The organism is Sphingobacterium sp. InxBP1 (assembly GCF_026191775.1).
In the GTDB taxonomy this organism is placed as follows: Bacteria; Bacteroidota; Bacteroidia; order Sphingobacteriales; family Sphingobacteriaceae; genus Sphingobacterium; species Sphingobacterium thalpophilum.
In genome coordinates this window covers 391,135-407,917 of sequence record NZ_JAINDX010000046.1, presented here as the reverse complement: position 1 = coordinate 407,917, position 16,783 = coordinate 391,135, and the positions used below count along the sequence as shown (strand labels likewise).

General features: G+C 45.4%; 13 protein-coding genes. 2 read left to right on the top strand and 11 right to left on the bottom strand.

Translation table 11 applies throughout. The features are described from left to right. Positions 1 to 23: 23 nt before the first annotated feature. The 3 genes from K7A41_RS14040 to K7A41_RS14030 form a co-directional block, all read right to left on the bottom strand. On the bottom strand, positions 24 to 452 hold the full coding sequence (locus K7A41_RS14040) for a fumarate hydratase (RefSeq protein ID WP_232048670.1): 429 nt from the start codon (positions 450 to 452) through the stop codon (positions 24 to 26). Positions 453 to 557: 105 nt separating this feature from the next. After that, positions 558 to 1,955, bottom strand: coding sequence for a class II fumarate hydratase (gene fumC, locus K7A41_RS14035; protein ID WP_028071887.1), 1,398 nt, complete (start codon positions 1,953 to 1,955; stop codon positions 558 to 560). A 106-nt stretch (positions 1,956 to 2,061) separates the two neighbouring features. Then, positions 2,062 to 2,631 (bottom strand): hypothetical protein, encoded by a 570-nt coding sequence (locus K7A41_RS14030; RefSeq protein ID WP_265714190.1) that lies wholly within the window; start codon positions 2,629 to 2,631, stop codon positions 2,062 to 2,064. A 315-nt stretch (positions 2,632 to 2,946) separates the two neighbouring features. Between K7A41_RS14030 and K7A41_RS14025 the strand changes: the two genes are divergently transcribed. Then, the gene (locus K7A41_RS14025; RefSeq protein WP_265714189.1) at positions 2,947 to 4,557 is read left to right on the top strand and encodes a S41 family peptidase; all 1,611 of its coding nucleotides are present in this window, start codon (positions 2,947 to 2,949) and stop codon (positions 4,555 to 4,557) included. Here K7A41_RS14025 and K7A41_RS14020 read toward each other — a convergent pair. The 5 genes from K7A41_RS14020 to uvrA form a co-directional block, all read right to left on the bottom strand. Then, positions 4,547 to 5,608, bottom strand: coding sequence for an endonuclease/exonuclease/phosphatase family protein (locus K7A41_RS14020; RefSeq protein WP_232048671.1), 1,062 nt, complete (start codon positions 5,606 to 5,608; stop codon positions 4,547 to 4,549). The two genes, K7A41_RS14025 and K7A41_RS14020, sit on opposite strands and share 11 nt — an antisense overlap. Before the next feature lie 43 nt (positions 5,609 to 5,651). Then, positions 5,652 to 6,530 carry a rhomboid family intramembrane serine protease gene (locus K7A41_RS14015; RefSeq protein ID WP_028071890.1) on the bottom strand — a complete coding sequence of 293 codons (879 nt, stop codon included), beginning with the start codon at positions 6,528 to 6,530 and terminating at the stop codon, positions 5,652 to 5,654. An 11-nt stretch (positions 6,531 to 6,541) separates the two neighbouring features. Then, entirely contained in the window at positions 6,542 to 7,222 is a 681-nt protein-coding gene (locus tag K7A41_RS14010; RefSeq protein ID WP_037534313.1) for a rhomboid family intramembrane serine protease, read from the bottom strand. Between the two features lie 29 nt (positions 7,223 to 7,251). Then, on the bottom strand, positions 7,252 to 9,132 hold the full coding sequence (gene mutL, locus K7A41_RS14005) for a DNA mismatch repair endonuclease MutL (protein WP_265714188.1): 1,881 nt from the start codon (positions 9,130 to 9,132) through the stop codon (positions 7,252 to 7,254). 111 nt (positions 9,133 to 9,243) lie between these two features. After that, positions 9,244 to 12,084, bottom strand: coding sequence for an excinuclease ABC subunit UvrA (gene uvrA, locus K7A41_RS14000; protein ID WP_028071893.1), 2,841 nt, complete (start codon positions 12,082 to 12,084; stop codon positions 9,244 to 9,246). 299 nt (positions 12,085 to 12,383) lie between these two features. On the opposite strand from uvrA, the gene K7A41_RS13995 reads away from it, so the two are divergent. After that, positions 12,384 to 13,439: a DUF2157 domain-containing protein gene (locus K7A41_RS13995; RefSeq protein WP_265714187.1), complete on the top strand. Its 1,056-nt coding sequence runs from the start codon at positions 12,384 to 12,386 to the stop codon at positions 13,437 to 13,439. Positions 13,440 to 13,523: 84 nt separating this feature from the next. On the opposite strand, the gene K7A41_RS13990 is transcribed toward K7A41_RS13995, so the two are convergent. The 3 genes from K7A41_RS13990 to K7A41_RS13980 form a co-directional block, all read right to left on the bottom strand. Then, a complete protein-coding gene (locus K7A41_RS13990; protein ID WP_028071895.1) occupies positions 13,524 to 13,940 on the bottom strand; it encodes an OsmC family protein in 417 nt (138 codons plus the stop codon). A gap of 181 nt (positions 13,941 to 14,121) precedes the next feature. Continuing rightward, positions 14,122 to 15,432, bottom strand: a complete 1,311-nt coding sequence (locus K7A41_RS13985) for an SGNH/GDSL hydrolase family protein (RefSeq protein ID WP_265714186.1) — start codon at positions 15,430 to 15,432, stop codon at positions 14,122 to 14,124. Between the two features lie 25 nt (positions 15,433 to 15,457). Beyond that, a complete protein-coding gene (locus K7A41_RS13980) occupies positions 15,458 to 16,681 on the bottom strand; it encodes an OmpP1/FadL family transporter (RefSeq protein ID WP_265714185.1) in 1,224 nt (407 codons plus the stop codon). Between the last annotated feature and the right edge of the window lie 102 nt (positions 16,682 to 16,783).

Here is a 16,783-nt window from a genome sequence, read left to right as displayed (position 1 = left end):
TAGTCAAATGTAAGAATAAAATCTTAATACCTCTTCTTGGGTACACAGCTGATATCCTTAACTTTTCTTAGAATAATAGGCCGCTGGTCAAAGCGGCTTTCCAGCACCACCGAGTCGGGATCATGATAGACGACTTTAAATCGCGGGATGTATTGTCCTGAACGGTAGCAGCCAGAGATTTTTTGTTTGCCGTTTTCTTTAGTGAAAATACCGTCGACAATGACCGAATCACCCCGGAGGACATAGATACCTTTTGCACGTTCGGTCCATGAGCCATTTTTGTAACAACTATCCGGAATTGTTTGAACTTTGTTGTTCACATGTAAGACCGTGTAGATGGAGTCGCAGGTAAATTTAAATTCATGCAGCGTATACTGCAGCATCTGCTGCTGCCCCGCAATGCTGTCCTGCACCCATTCGCCCTGTAAAAATGAAGCACCCTCACTCTGCATATCTGAGTTGAATTTGCAGGAAGCAAAAAAGAAAAACATACCTACGGCAAGAGCCAGTAGGTATGTTTTTGACAGTTTATTTTTTATTGAAATTATAGTCACAACTTATTTTAGACTTCCAACCATATCTTCAGGTTTTACCCAAGCATCGAAATCTTCAGCTGTCACATAGCCCAGACGTACCGCTTCTTCTTTTAGCGTGGTACCGTTTTTATGTGCAGTTTGCGCGATTTCTGCAGCTTTGTAATAACCAATTTTTGTATTCAATGCTGTTACAAGCATTAAGGAGTTGTCTACCAGTTCTTTGATACGTTTGTAGTTTGGCTCAATACCTGCAGCACAGTGCTCTTCAAACGACACACAAGCGTCACCCAATAGACGGGCCGACTGTAGGAAATTCGCTGCCATTACAGGTTTAAACACGTTCAGTTCGTAATGTCCTTGTGTACCGCCGATGGTGATCGCAACGTCATTACCCATGACCTGGGCGGCGACCATCGTCAAAGCCTCACATTGTGTAGGGTTCACCTTGCCCGGCATGATGGATGATCCCGGCTCATTTTCTGGAATCAGGATCTCGCCAATACCCGAACGTGGCCCCGAGGCCAGCATACGGATATCATTCGCAATTTTGTTCAATGCAACAGCTAGCTGTTTTAGTGCGCCGTGTGTTTCGACGATCGCATCGTGAGCTGCCAGAGCCTCAAATTTATTTTCGGCAGTAACAAAAGGAAGTCCTGTAAATTCTGCAATGTATTTTGCCACAACGACATCATAGCCTTTCGGTGTATTTAAGCCGGTGCCCACTGCGGTACCGCCCAGAGCCAGTTCGGATAAATGGGAAAGAGTATTGCGCAAGGCTTTTAAACCATGGTTCAACTGTGCGACATAACCCGAAATCTCCTGACCCAAGGTCAATGGTGTAGCATCCATCAGGTGTGTGCGGCCGATCTTAACGACATTTTTAAACTCTTCTGCTTTTTTAGCTAGGGTATCACGGAGCTTTTCGACGCCGGGGATAGTGACTTCAGCAACGGCTTTGTATGCGGCGATATGCATACCGGTAGGGAAGGTATCGTTTGATGATTGTGATTTGTTGACATCATCATTCGCCTTCAATACCGGTTCACCTTCACCAATTTTATGTCCAGCCAATACTTGGGCACGGTTAGCAATCACTTCGTTCACGTTCATGTTTGACTGTGTACCTGATCCCGTCTGCCAGATCACCAATGGAAACTGATCGTCCAGTTTACCTGCAAGGATTTCGTCACAGACTGCAGCAATAGCATCGCGCTTCTCAACGGGTAATACACCCAGTTCGTGATTTGCATAAGCAGCGGCTTTCTTAAGGTATGCAAAGCCCGCGATGATCTCCTGCGGCATGGATGCTGCGGGACCGATTTTGAAGTTGTTGCGCGAACGTTCTGTCTGTGCACCCCAGTATTTGTCTGCAGGTACCTGAACTTCACCCATTGTATCTTTTTCAATTCTGAATGACATATTGTTATGTATAAGTAAAACGTAAAAATTCAAAGTAGGTGCACAGCGCACACACTACATCAATGACAAAGTTAACGGATAATACGATAAAAAGTAAAAATTAAAATTAAAAACCCAGTCGTTTTGTCAGGGATTCGTTAACGTGATGAAATACCTGCTTGGGTTTGAGTGTGCGCCAGGGCAGCGTATTCATTTCACCGCCAAAATTAATGTAATAGTCAATATTTTGCTGTTGGAACTCCTCGATCACATGTTGCCTGAAGCCAATACCGGCGATCCACCCATCCTCGATGTCCTGAAACCACTCCTCGTAGTAGGAATCGTCTGAGGTGTGGAAATTTAACACGTTCTCTCCGATGAGGATAAAATATTTGATACCTTGGCTGACCATCACATCAATGATCTCCCTTTTCAGTAGCATGATATCATTGTAGATGGCATCGTTCCATTCGCCAATCAGCTCGATAATGCAGTATTGTTTTTCGTAATCGACAAACAAAATTTTGAGATAGAGTGTGAGCGAACCGAATTCATCCCATTGAGGGTGCAGCAGAAAATTGTATATCTGCTTGTCGAAATTGAATTCACTATATACTGTACCATAAAATGGCGATTGTTCATCTTCGGCGGCGATATAATAGTCCCGCCAATTGTAATAGGGCTCGATCTCATGCATATAATAAATTCCTTTTCAAGTCCAAACTAAGGTAAAGTTACGCTTATTTCCAAATACAGAAACCTACTTCACACGCTTTTCTGTATGGATGAGTAAGCTGTATGCAGAACAAGAGTCAGGCGGGCAAGTTTTTGTTTTTAATGTAAAATTGTGGGTGCAAATATCCATTAAACCGAATAAACTTGCTACTTTTGGGATGTAATTTTCAGCTGAAAAAAGTCCTGTGACGTTACATTCTGGGGTAGGTCCTGAGTTTGTCGGGTTGGTGGAGGTCAGCTGTACAATTTGTCTTTTATAAACGCGGGTTCGTTTCCTATGCAAAAGAGTATTAAGCGAAATATTTTTGTGGCTGCTACTTACGCTGCAGTATTGCTTCTCGGCTTGCTGTTGGGACAGAACTATGCCGAGGAACAGGGCAGTAACCAAAAAACGACCTTTTCTAGTTTGAGTTCCAAAAGTAATTCCGATAAATTGCAGTATCTGATCCAGCTGATTTCAGAAAATTATGTCGACAACGTCAGTATAGACACCATTCAGGATGAAGCGATCGAGCACGTGGTCTCTCGTCTGGATCCTTTTTCGACATTTTTGCGTCCCAACCAGGTGCTTGCCAAACAAGAGACTTTAGAGGGGTCTTTCGACGGAATCGGCGTGGAATATTTTCGTTTAAGAGATACGCTGCTGGTCGTTGGCATGGTGTCAGCCGGACCTGCTGAAAAAGGTGGAATGCGCATTGGAGACCGTATTGTGAAGATTGGTAATCGGGATCTAGCTGGCAAGAAGATTCCTGAAGCCGAAATTGAAAAACTGATCCGTGGGAAAAAGGGAACTGCTGTTATGGTCACAGTGCAGCGGAATGGTCAGCTGCTGAGCAACCCCTTGAGGATCATTCGCGACCAGGTGAATGTCTCAAGTCTGGATGCGTCTTATATGATCGCACCTAAGACGGCATATGTCAAAATTCGGCGATTTGGGCACAAAACTGCCGAAGAGTTTAAACAATCGCTCCTTGACTTGCGCAAAAGTGGTGCGCAGGATCTGATCTTGGACCTGCGGAACAATGGCGGTGGATTTGTCCATACAGCCATAGATCTGGCAGGACAATTTTTCAAAGAAAAGAGACTGTTGATGTATACCGAGGGGGCGAATGAACCGCGCCAGGATTATTATTCGGAAAAGGCAGGTGAGTTTGGAGACGGCCGTGTGGTCGTACTGATCAATGAAAGTACTGCCTCCGCAAGCGAAATTCTGAGTGGTGCCCTTCAGGACTTGGACCGTGCCACGATCGTCGGACGTCGATCTTATGGAAAGGGTCTGGTACAGGAGCAATTTGATTTTTCGGACGGTTCGGCAGTCAACCTAACGGTGGCGCGCTATTACACGCCATTGGGCCGATGCATTCAGCGTAAATATACGCGCGCAAATTTTGATGCTGCCAAATACATGACCGGCTTTGACCTCTGGACACTGGATACCGAATACCGGCAAAAGGAGATGTTTACAACAAGCAAAGGTAAACTGGTATTTGGTGGTGGTGGCATCCTTCCCGATGTGAATATTCCGATCGATACAAACGAGACAAGTGCTAAGTATCGTGAAATCTTCCATTCGAATGCCATTGAGGAATTTGTCTATGACCGTTTTACGAAACATCTGCCTGCCTACTCTATAGAAAATTTTATCAGCGGCTACCATTTACCTGCCGCAGAGTTTGATTTATTTATCGCGTTTTTAAAAACGCAGAAAGGTATTGCGGTCAGTGCTCATGACGCAACGAATTTGCACGACCTGATTCAGTCCGATATTGAAGCATTGGTGGGCAGGTACTACTTTGGCCGTGAAGCCTATTATAAAATTAAAAACCGGCGGGACAAGTTTATCGAGATAGGTCTGCGGACATTGGGCTATCAGATGCCTAAGGTCTAAGGCGCAGATCAGACCAGACCGGATAGTGGTCGGACAGCTTTTGCCTGACCACCTGATAGTTCATCACCTGAAATTTGGGACTGGCAAAAATATAGTCGATCTGAAAAATCGGCAGCAGCGCATGATGGGTGACGCCCCATCCATTCCCTTTTTCTTTAAAAGCATTCAACATGTCGGCACCGATTAAATTGACGGAGTAGCTCATGGGCGTATCGTTGAAGTCACCGACAGCGATATAGGGGTATTGGCATTCATTCATATGCTTTTTGAGTGAGTGCGCCTGCTCGCTACGTAACTCAAACGCGTTCTTCAATTTCCGGCTCAAGCGCCGTGCCTTATTATCGGTCTCGTTCTTATTGGAAAAGTTCTGGATAAATTCCTTGTCTTCGTTCTGCAGCGCAAAAGAGCGTAAATGAATGTTATAGATCCGGATCAATGTATCCTGCTTCTTGATATCTACGTAGCTGATCCTATTGATGCCATAGTCATTGTCGCGGATATTGCCCGAATCGTAGATCGGGAAACGTGAGAGCACGGCCATGCCATAGGCTTCGTAATCGTTTTTGGAACTGGGCTCAAAGAAAAAATAGTCGTAACCCAGTTTATCCTTAAATTCCTCCGAAAAGACGTGCTTTCCTTTGATTTTGCTAATATATTCCTGAAAACAGATCACATCAGGTGAGATGCTGTCGATGATGCGGACGACATCAGCCTTGAAATTTTTCTTCTCATCGTCTACTCGTTTGAACAGGTGTGCATTGAATGTCATGATGCGTAGGGTACGCGTTTCGGGTGGCACGGGCGGATTTTCTTTTCGGATGTTCCAGTGCTTGGTCAGAAATGACCAGCCTATGAGAATGGCGATTAAGGAAAAGAGCGCAACTTTTCGTTTTCGCAGAAGCCAGTAAAAGATAAAGCCGATATTTACGAGAAGAATAGGCAGATAACCGAGGCCCAAAAAGGCAATGGGCCAAAAGGACTTGGGGTTGATGAAGGTGGCGGCATAACTGAGCAACAAGGCAATGATCGCAAGCATATTTGCCAGGAACATTGTTTTACTTATAAATCCCAGTTTTCTTCTCAAAAATGTCCTTCTATCCATCAACCTTATCGCCACTATTGCTTGCCCTAAAGAGCGTTTCTTTCTCATGGTGCGTTAGACTGTCGTAGCCCGAGACAGAAATTTTGTCCAGAATAGCGTCAATCTCATCCTGATTGGGCAAGTCATAACGATGCTTCCGATTTGCCGGAATATTATTGCCCACAACAACTTTCATTTTTGCAGGCTTTTTCTGTTTTTTCTGAAAAAGTGTCGACCAGTCCATGCCCGATCGCAGCGCATAGACAAAGACCATTCCGAAAAGAATCACGGCAAAGTACGAAATGGCAGCTGGTCTGTTGCCCAGGGTGAGGAACAAAAACTCGAGCGCAAAATAAACGATGGCTACCACCCGCAGCTTAACCGTGCCAAAGAGCAGCAGGCGTAGCTCATATTTGGGCACCAAAGTCGCGATAGCGGCAAGTACGGCCGCCAGCGGATGCGCGCCGCCCATCAGGTACAGATTGGTAGGAGGCGGAATAAGTGTGCCAAAACCTACATAAAGAACGCTGCTGAGCAACCATGAACCAATATAAATAAAGAGAAATTGTCTTTTGTTTAAGAACGTAAAGAAAATCTGGCCCACCCAGTAGAGCCAAAGGCTGTCAAAGAGAATGCTGAGAAGCTTGACATACACGAAATTAGAAGAAATTAAGGACCAGGGTTGCTCCAGAAAGGCTGAAAAGCTGCTTGGCAGGCTCAGGTGCTGCACAATAGGCTGCAGAAAGCTTTGAGGGACAATCTTTAACTCAAAAAGTAAGTCCAAAAAATAAATGAGGACAAATAGGCCAACCTGAATACTGATCACTATTGGGATCGGTGAACCTGTTTTATACGTCTGTCTCCAAAAATCTTTTAAACCAATGTTATTCATTTCGCACCCTATTAATAAATCCCCTTTCTAATCTTCCATAGCTTGAGTAAAAGGTAGCCAAATAAAGCACCACCGACGTGGGCTAAGTGCGCCACCGAATCCCCCGGTCTGGACAAGCTCATATAAATCTCAATCAGAATAAATCCCCCGATCATATATTTGGCTTTGACTGGTACAGGAATAAACAAAAATTGAAGCGGTATGTTTGGAAAAAGGTAGGCGAAGGCCAGTAGGACACCATATACTGCCCCTGAAGCACCCAGCATCGGAATCCTATAGGTCATTGCTTCATAATTACCTGTATTTGAAAGCGCTAAAATTTCACTCCCACTCACGCCGTGAAGTGGGAAAAACGAGCCAGTGGCCTGGTATAGTTGAATGCCATTCACCGCTGTATATAGAAACCAGGCACCAATGCCCGAAATCAGATAAAAGTTCAGGAACCGCTTGGGCCCCAGGACATGTTCGATCATCGGGCCAAACATCACCAGGGAAAACATATTGAAGAATATATGGCCGAGGTCTGCGTGCATAAACATATGCGTGATCACCTGCCAGATTTTAAAAAATGGCGAATCCGGATAATAAACGGGAAGATAAGCATCCGCAATAGGCACAAATTGTGATCCTAAAAAGAATACAATATTTACAATCAGTAAATTCTTAATAACAGGTGTCAATTGTGGAAACATATAATTTATCTTCTCGTTTTGTTTAATCTCTAGTTTTTGCCAAATTTCTCGGCCAGTTCCTGCAACGTAAAGGTGACGATAACGGGATTGCCATAGATGGAGATATTGGGCGATTGGCAAGCAAAGAGCTTGTCGACCAATTCGGCCATAGCTGTATTATCGAGCTGTGTGCCGGGCTTGATTGCCGCATTGCGGGCAAGGCTTTTCGCGAGATTTTCCCGCTTGGCCAGCTTATATTCGGACTGATTATTTTTGTAATCTTCCAATATTTTTTCAATCATTTTTATCTCATCAAAGCCAGTCCCCAGGTCTGCCGGAATTCCGTCAATAATATAAGAATTTTTTCCAAATTCCCGAATTTGAAATCCCAGTCCATTGATATCCTCCAGTAGATCCTTCATTAACTCATTGTCGGCAGGGTTGAGATCTATGGTCTGCGGAAACAGGCTTTGCTGGCTCAGTCCCTTATGTTGTTCCAGCTGCGTCAGAAACTGTTCGAAAAGAATACGTTCGTGGGCTGCCTGCTGGTCAATAAGGATAAAGCCCGAGTGAATTTGGGATACAATATACTTATTGTGCAGCTGAAAGAATAATTTGGATGAAGCTTTATCTTCTACCTGAATAGCTTGTGGCCGGTCTGTTTCCAGTTCGGCTTCGGTATGCAGCGGCAGCTGTATGGACTCTTCCTTTTCGACGATCTGGTACAGTGAATCCCAGTTGCTTGGAATCCCGCCGGTTTTCTTTGCAAATCCCTCTGCATAGCTGTCCGATCTCGAGTAATCCGATTTGGATTTGTCTGTATCAAAAGGGTTGAAATCCGGATTAAAGGTAACCGTAGGTACAATGATTTCGTCTAGGGATTTCTTGGTGATCAGATTGGAAAAACTTGTTTCTTGTTCAAAATCCAGTGACGGCATGATATTGTAGCGGCCCAGCGATCTTTTCACTGCCGAACGGATGATCGCATAGATCGCCTTGTCATCCTCGTATTTAATTTCGGTCTTCGTCGGGTGGACGTTGATATCGATGCGGGCTGGATCTATGTCAATAAACAGTACATAAAAAGGATACGTTTCGGCCTGTAAAATTTCTTCGTAGGCATTCATCACCGCATGATGCAGATATGGATCCCGTACAAACCGTTTGTTGACAAAGAAAAACTGCTCGCCACGGGTTTTCTTGGCGAATTCAGGCTTCCCGACAAAACCTTCTACCTTGATAATTGATGTATCTTCCTCCACCGGGACCAGACGCTGATTGTAGTTGTTTCCAAAAATATGAACAATACGCTGTTTTAAAGTCTCGGTCGGCAAATGGTAAATCTCATTGCCATCACTGTGCAGCGTCAGAAAGATATGTGGGTTTGACAGGGCAATCCGCTGAAACTCATCGATGATATGACGCATTTCCACCGAATTGCTTTTTAGAAAGTTCCTGCGTGCAGGGATATTATAGAAGAGGTTCTTAACACAAATATTTGTTCCCGCGGCCACGGCTTCGGGGTATTGGTTGATGACTTTGGAGCCTTCAATTTCCACGACTGTGCCGAGTTCGTCTTCCACGCGGCGCGTTCTTAGCTCGACTTGCGCAATGGCCGCAATGGAAGCCATCGCTTCACCCCGGAATCCCATTGTGCGAATGGCAAATAAGTCTTCTGCTTTTCTGATCTTTGACGTTGCATGACGTTCAAAACAGAGCCGTGCATCCGTCACACTCATACCACAACCATTATCAATGACCTGGATAAGCGATTTGCCTGCATCTTTAACAATAAGTTTTATTTTGTCAGCCCCAGCATCAATGGCATTCTCAATCAATTCTTTAATGGCAGACGCTGGTCGCTGCACCACTTCTCCCGCCGCAATCTGATTGGCAACATTATCTGGAAGTAATTGAATAATATCCGACATATAATACAAAGTTACGAAATATCCATATTTAGAAAGCACAAACATGGATGAAAATAAGTGGGGGAAGGCTCCGCTGATCAACGACCGGGGAGCCTTGCTCAATATGATCGACTACATTTCCAGCTTAAGGAAACGTGCTGTTTCGCTTTTCTTATTTTTGATTAAATGCTCGGGTGTACCTTCGAACATCACCTGACCGCCTTCTTTTCCTCCTTCAGGGCCTATATCAATCACCCAGTCTGCTGATTTGACAACGTCGAGATTGTGTTCGATGATCAGGACCGTATTGCCCCGGTCGACCAGGCGGTTGATGACACCCATCAACACATTGACATCCTCAAAATGAAGGCCTGTAGTCGGTTCATCAAGAATATAGAACGTATTTCCAGTATCTTTTTTAGAAAGTTCCGTCGCAAGTTTGACCCGTTGGGCCTCCCCACCGGACAGGGTTGTCGAAGACTGTCCGAGCGTAATGTAGCCTAAGCCTACATCCTGCAAGGTCTTGATCTTTCTGTAGATCGCCGGTACATTTTCGAAAAAGCCGACCGCATCATTGATGCTCATGTCGAGTACGTCCGAAATGGATTTTCCTTTGTAGCGGACCTCCAAAGTTTCTCGGTTGTAGCGTTTTCCGTGGCATGTTTCACAGGGAACTTGCACGTCAGGAAGGAAGTTCATCTCAATGACTTTGAGCCCTGCTCCCTGGCAGGTTTCACAGCGGCCTCCCTTCACGTTGAAAGAGAAGCGCCCTGGTTTGTAACCTCTGATCTTGGCCTCCGGCAGCTGCACGAAAAGTGTCCTTATATCCGAAAACACACCTGTGTAGGTGGAAGGATTGGACCTTGGTGTCCGCCCTATTGGGCTCTGATCGATTTCGATTACTTTATCGATATGCTCGAGCCCCTCGATTTTCTTGAAAGGCAGCGGTGTGGCCTTGGCGCGGAAAAAATGTTTATTCAAGATCGGATAGAGTGTCCCAGTTATCAAGCTGGACTTGCCGGAGCCCGAAACGCCCGATACGACGATAAGCTTCCCCAGCGGGAAAGTGACTGTCAGGTTTTTCAGGTTGTGGCCGGTAGCACCATATAAGGTAAGCGTCTTACCATTGCCTTCGCGTCGTTTTTCAGGGATTTTAACTGCTTTTTTGCCATTGAGGTAGGCCGCCGTCAATGAATCGGAATGCAGGATTTCCTTGGGGCTGCCTTCGGCTACAACTGTTCCGCCATGAACACCGGCGGCGGGCCCCATATCGATCACGTAATCGGCATGCAAAATCATGTCTTTGTCGTGCTCGACGACCAATACCGAGTTGCCAATATCACGGAGATTTTTGAGTGCATTGATCAGGCGTTCGTTGTCGCGCTGGTGAAGTCCGATGCTCGGTTCATCCAGAATATAAAGGACATTGACAAGCTGTGAGCCAATCTGCGTCGCCAGGCGTATACGCTGGGCTTCACCACCGGATAAGGTTTTGGCCGTGCGGTCCAATGTGAGATAATTCAGTCCCACATCCAATAGAAAACCCAGACGCGCCCGAATCTCTTTGAGGATTTCTGCCGCAATCACCAGTTGTCGCTCGTCCAGCTTGCTTTCTACTTGATCGAACCATTCTTTCAGGCTGCTGATATCCAATGTTGAAAGTTCGTGAATATTTTTATCGGCGATCCTGAAATGTAAGGATTCTTTTTTTAACCGTGCGCCCTGACAGGTTGGACAGGTGACTTTGGTCCGGAAATCGTCCAGGGACGGTGCCTCGTCCGATGACTTCCCGGAAAATTCTTCCAGCATTTTGAAGATACCTTCAAACTCCACCCGGTATTCACGGGCACCATAGCTTCCATATGATACGGTCACCACAATAGGCTCTTCTTTATTTCCAAAAAGCAGCTGGTCGATCTGTTGGTCACTCAGTTTTTCAAGCGGTGTCGTCACTGTAAAGTCCAGCTTCTTGGCGACAGCCTTTAACACTTCAAATGTCCAGTTTTCACGTGTGGGGCCCAGAGGTGCTAATCCACCCTTTTGTATGCTGAGCTTCTTGTCCGGAATCACAGCATTTTTGTCGATTTCAAAAATATAGCCCAGACCGTCGCAGGTAGGACAGGCGCCGTAGGGCGAATTGAAAGAAAATGTATTAGGTTGTGGCTCGTCATAGGAGATGCCCGACTCTGCATCCATCAGGTAGCGGCTATAAAATTGCTCCTGATTATCTTTGGTCGATACTTTGATGATCCCTTTCGCCGTCTTCATGGCTTGCATTACCGAGGTCTGCAAGCGCTTTTTGTCTTCACGCTCTACCTTTAGACGGTCTACCACGATTTCTATATCGTGTATTTTGTAGCGGTCTACCTGCATCTTAGGGACCAGATCCAGAATCTCACCATCAACACGGACTTTGACATAGCCTTGTTTCCGGATTTGTTCGAAAAGTTCACGGTAGTGTCCTTTCCGGCCTTTGACGACAGGAGCGAGGATATTGAGTGCCTGGCCTTCAAACTCGTCAAGGATGCGTTCAATGACCTGATCGTCCGACATACGTTCCATTTTTTTTCCGGTCACGTACGAAAAGGCCTCGCCGGCACGGGCAAACAAAAGACGCATAAAATCGTATACTTCCGTAATGGTCCCTACCGTAGACCTAGGGTTCTTGCTCGTTGTCTTTTGCTCGATGGAGATCACAGGGCTCAGTCCTGATATCTTGTCGACGTCGGGACGTTCCATACCCCCTAGAAACTGTCGGCTATAGGCGCTGAAAGTCTCCATATACCGGCGCTGGCCCTCCGCGTAGATCGTGTCAAAAGCCAGCGACGATTTGCCGCTACCACTTAATCCAGTGATTACCACCAGTTCATTTCTAGGAAAAGAAACATCTATATTTTTTAGATTGTGTGCACGCGCACCAAATACTTGAACTTCACTTTGCTCGCCCAAATCTGGGCCTTTCTGTACTGCCATGAAAACTCCTTAAAACCCTTGTTAGGGGATAAATTGCAAAACATGCAAAATTACAGATTTTAAAGGAATTATGCCAGCCGATCTGTGTTTTGGAACAAAATGTGATATACAAGTGATCATGCCATCTGTAAGACCGTTAGGAGGGACTGCTAAGCGGATATAGCGGCGCGCGGTGTTGCAAGTAGACGACGAGTTAAAAAGTTACAAAGGTTATTGTTATCTTGCGGTCGACTTGTGAATAGGGCGCCTTTATAAACCTATAGTCTTGGAGCGAGGTCCCAGAAATAAAAATTAAACCGATGCGAAAATACGACGTCAGCAAACAAGAGAAACAGTCTATAGAAGACATTGTCCGATTCTGGAAAAAAGAAAATCTGCTGGATGAGCAGAAGGCTGCCGAACTGCTTGACAGTCTGGATGTGAAGAGCTTTGACTGGGGGCAGCTGGCGCGTTACGCCTTTTGGATTGCATTAGCCTCGCTGGTGTTTGCTGTTTTTTCGTTGTTTACCGACGCGTCTTTTCTTGCCTTTGTCGACACGCTCTACGAAGCACCTAATATCTTGTTCTGCTTCTTTTTTGCTGCAATAGCGGTCTTATTTTATACCTTAGGCTTTCGCTATAAAAAGCGTTATCCCTATAAAAATCTATCCACGGAAACCATGATGCTGATCGGTGTATTTGGCACGGCGGCCTGCATCGGATTTTTGGGAAAGGTACTGGATAAAGAAACCATGCATTATTCCTTGCTGTTTTTGCTTTCGGTTGCCATTTACGGCGTGCTAGCCGTTAAGTTGGACAGTAAGCTGATCTGGACCTTTATGCTACTGGCATTGGGTGTATGGTTTGCCACCGAAACGGCTTATCACAGCAACTGGGGATTCAAGTTCTGGGGTATGAATTATCCCCTACGATTTACGATTTTTGGGGCGCTGATCACCGCGGCGGCGGTCTGGCTACAGCCCCGGTTTGATCGCTTGCAGCAATTTCAGCCGGTCAGTTATATCATTGGGTTGATCTACCTCATGGTGTCGCTATGGACCTTATCGATTTTCGGCAATTATTCGGATTTCTACGAATGGACCACCGTGCGCCAGTACCACATGCTTTACTGGGGCATTTTATCAACGGCGGTATCCGCTTTTCTGGTGATCTATGGCCTCAAAGCAAAAGACAATGTGACCCGTGAGGTTGGGTTTGTATTTTTGGTACTCAACATTTACACACGGTATGTGGAGTACCTGTGGGACAATATTAACCGGGCCGTATTCTTCCTGATTCTTGCAGTATCCTTTTGGTTTGTGGGCCGGTGGGCCGAGAAATTATGGAACAGGCGAAAAGAGGAGATGGACCGATAGCAGGCACCGTTTAAGTAAGTGTCTATCCTTGTTGATGACAGATTTCCCGGAACATGACCAAGGATAGACAGGAAGGGCAAAGGACTAATTTACTTTCAAGGAGTAGGTGATATTGACACCCCCAGCTGCAAGCATATCATGTACCGAACAATATTTTTTAACGGCCAATTCTGCTGCTTTCGCCGCCTTGACCTCATCGATTTGACCTTTTAAAAAGAAATTGATGTGGATATCTGTAAATATCTGTGGAATTTCGTCGCGACGTTTTCCTTCCACTTCAACTTGAATATCGTCAATTTGCTGACGTTGTTTTACCAGTATACTGTGTAAGTCAAAAACACTACAGGAGCCTAATGCCATCAATACCAATTCCATTGGGCGCACACCCTTTCCTTCACCTCCGATAGCCTCGGAGCCATCAATATTAACTTTAACGGTCGATAACTCACTGCTGGCTTCAAAATGTACAGCCTGATTGACGCGGTTTAATCTGATTTTCATCGTTGTAAATTTAATCGTTTCTTTGCTCGTCTTTAAGCACGCTTATTATACTACTTTTCAAAGGCAAACTTACCTCCACAATCCTAAGTAGAAACGTTGCGCTAGGGAAGAGACTTCATACAAATATACAAAAAAGGCAGACGTTTATTGGTCTGCCTTTTGTCAGTATCTTATCCGTCGATTAGTTTGCCGCAGACGCCGTGTCTGGCATTTTGACACCGCGGTACTGGGACACATCGACCAGCGGAATCTTCGAACCATATGTCGAATTGATCGCGTTGATAAAAATATTGGCCATCAGAGCATTCCCGATTGGAGTCAGGTGTATGCCGTCCAGTGAAAACGCATTTCCGGTAATAAACTTGGCGCTCACGGCCAGTCCGTTGATACGTACCCCGTCTTTCACGTTATTTAGGAAGGCGTGTACATCCGCTAAAGCAAGTCCTTTTGAGGTCGCTGCAGCTTTGATGGCTGCATTATATTCTTTAATACGTTGTACAACTGTGGCTGTTTCATTCATATCAAGTACATATCTATCCTCAACGGGATTGAGCGGATGCAAGCCATAAGGGATTTTAGCGGCATTTGGCTTGCCCAATAAACCGGAAGACAAAAACGGAAGAACAAAATAATCTTTGTCCGTGGCAGCTCTAGATCCCGACTTTGTTGCGATATAAATATCAGTGACGGGCGCTGGAGGATTGGTAGCGTTTACTGCCGCTAATAACGCTGTCCGCGTAACTGTGGTGAAATAAGGGGTCGCCGTCACATCCGGGATTGTAGCGAGGACTCCTTTTTTCCCCCCATTTGTCAATGCAGTCACATAATTGTTCAACAATGAGGTGAAAAGAGCTGTAGAGGTCAATGTTGATGTCGGGCCGTCCTGCACACCACCATTTGTTGCCCAGCCTAATGCGTCGTTGTTGCCTAGGGCAAAGCTAAAGAATGTGTGGTTTTGTGTCGTGGAATAAGTAAAATATGTCTTTCGTACATCTGCATCCGGCAACAGGCGTTCGAAATACATATTGCCTGAAGGTGATCCTATTCCTTCCACAAACGCCATATCCATACGCATACCCGGAACCCCCAAGTTATTGATTGGATCGGTGTACTTTGTCAATAACTTTGGCGAAGTAGAGCGGTAAGCCAATTTATCAGTCACCTGCGCTGTGACTGGTTGACCATTGACCAATCCGGTTAAGCTAATATAACCTGAACCGTTGGCCTGTGCTTCACTAAAGTACGGGACATGGAATTCTCCGCCGCCTACTTGTTTCATCTGCTCTGCGATCAGATTGGGATAGGCGACTTTCTGTCCTTCTAAATATAACCCACCATCGGCGTAACCTGCCGTCAGTGAGTTTCCAATAGCAACATATTTGGAAAAGTCTAAGGATCCGGCGCTGGGGGTGTATTCGTCCAATGACGGTTTACATGAGGCGATAGCTAAAAGTGCTAACGCCGCAGCTATATAGAGTTTATTTTTTTTCATTGTGATCAAATTTGGCTGTTATCAATTACCATTTATAGCTTACGCCAATACCGGGAGCATAGATATTTGTTTTGTAAGTTCCCGAAAGGTGGCTGTCGAGGTTTGTGGCCTGACGTGCGACAATCCGCTGGTAGGCAAACGACGCCGTAATATCGAATTTTGGTGAGGGTTTGACCGTGAAACCTCCTGAAAGCAGGTATCTATTGTTGTCCGGGGTTTCCGGATAAACGTAGTCTCTCGATACTGGGGTAGCGATATAACCGCCACCTACACGCAATTGCAATTTATCGGAAGCAATATATTCCAATCCTGCTTTGATCGAACCTGCTTTGGTATAGTTTTTTGGCGAACGTGTATCCTGTAATACAGGGGTGTTCTCTTTATAATCAAATTTTAGCTCTTTATAGATATCATAATCGATGACTGTGGCGTCAACAGCCATTTTCAGCTTTTCGGAGATCGGGAAGGCAATTCCGGCTGCGAATGTCGACGGTAGGGGGAGCTCGGCACTGAAGGTATTGCCGGCAGGAAAGTTGCTGGCGACGGCTGCAGGTACCTCGAAGATCGCATCTCCATCTTTGAGCTTCGTAACCACTTTCGAACGGTAGCTTAATGACAACGCAAAGTCATCGTCTAAGTTATAATGGATACCCACATTGTAACCCGTTCCGGTACCAGTGCCCTTCAAGGTAGCCAATCCGGCACGGCCATCGGGATAGAATACAGGAACCGAATTTTCCAGGTCAACCGTACCGATATTATAAACAAAGCCGCCTCCGATACTAAAATTGTCGGTCAGTTTGATACTTAAGGTTGGCTGGATAAAAATGGCTCTCAGGGAAAGACTGACCAGACTGAACTTGCCTATCCATTCTCTTCCCCAGTCCACCGCACCACCGTAGGGCGTATACACCCCGATACCGGCCTTCCACCAGGAGTTTTTTGGGCCGACAGCGGCAAATACAGAGAATGGAGGTGTCACCTGGTTCTTAGTATGATAAACGACTGTGCTGCCCACTTCCTGAAATGCTGATTTGTACATAACGGCATTGCCTGCAACAGAAATGGCATTGTGATCCATTTTAGCTAAAGCACCCGGGCTATAGAAAATGGAGGCTTCATCTATAAAGTAAGCCGAACCGGCCCCCCCCATCCCTACGGCTTTGGGACTTTGTAGATTTACCTGTGATCCTTGCGCAAACAGGAGCGATGGACTTGCACAAAGTATTGAGAATAATAGTTTCTTCATACTAGAGTTTATTTTGGTTAACATTCTCTTTAAAATACAATGCTAACATAATAAATGTTTGACTAAAATTAATAAATGTTGTGTAATATTTTTTTTGCTCGT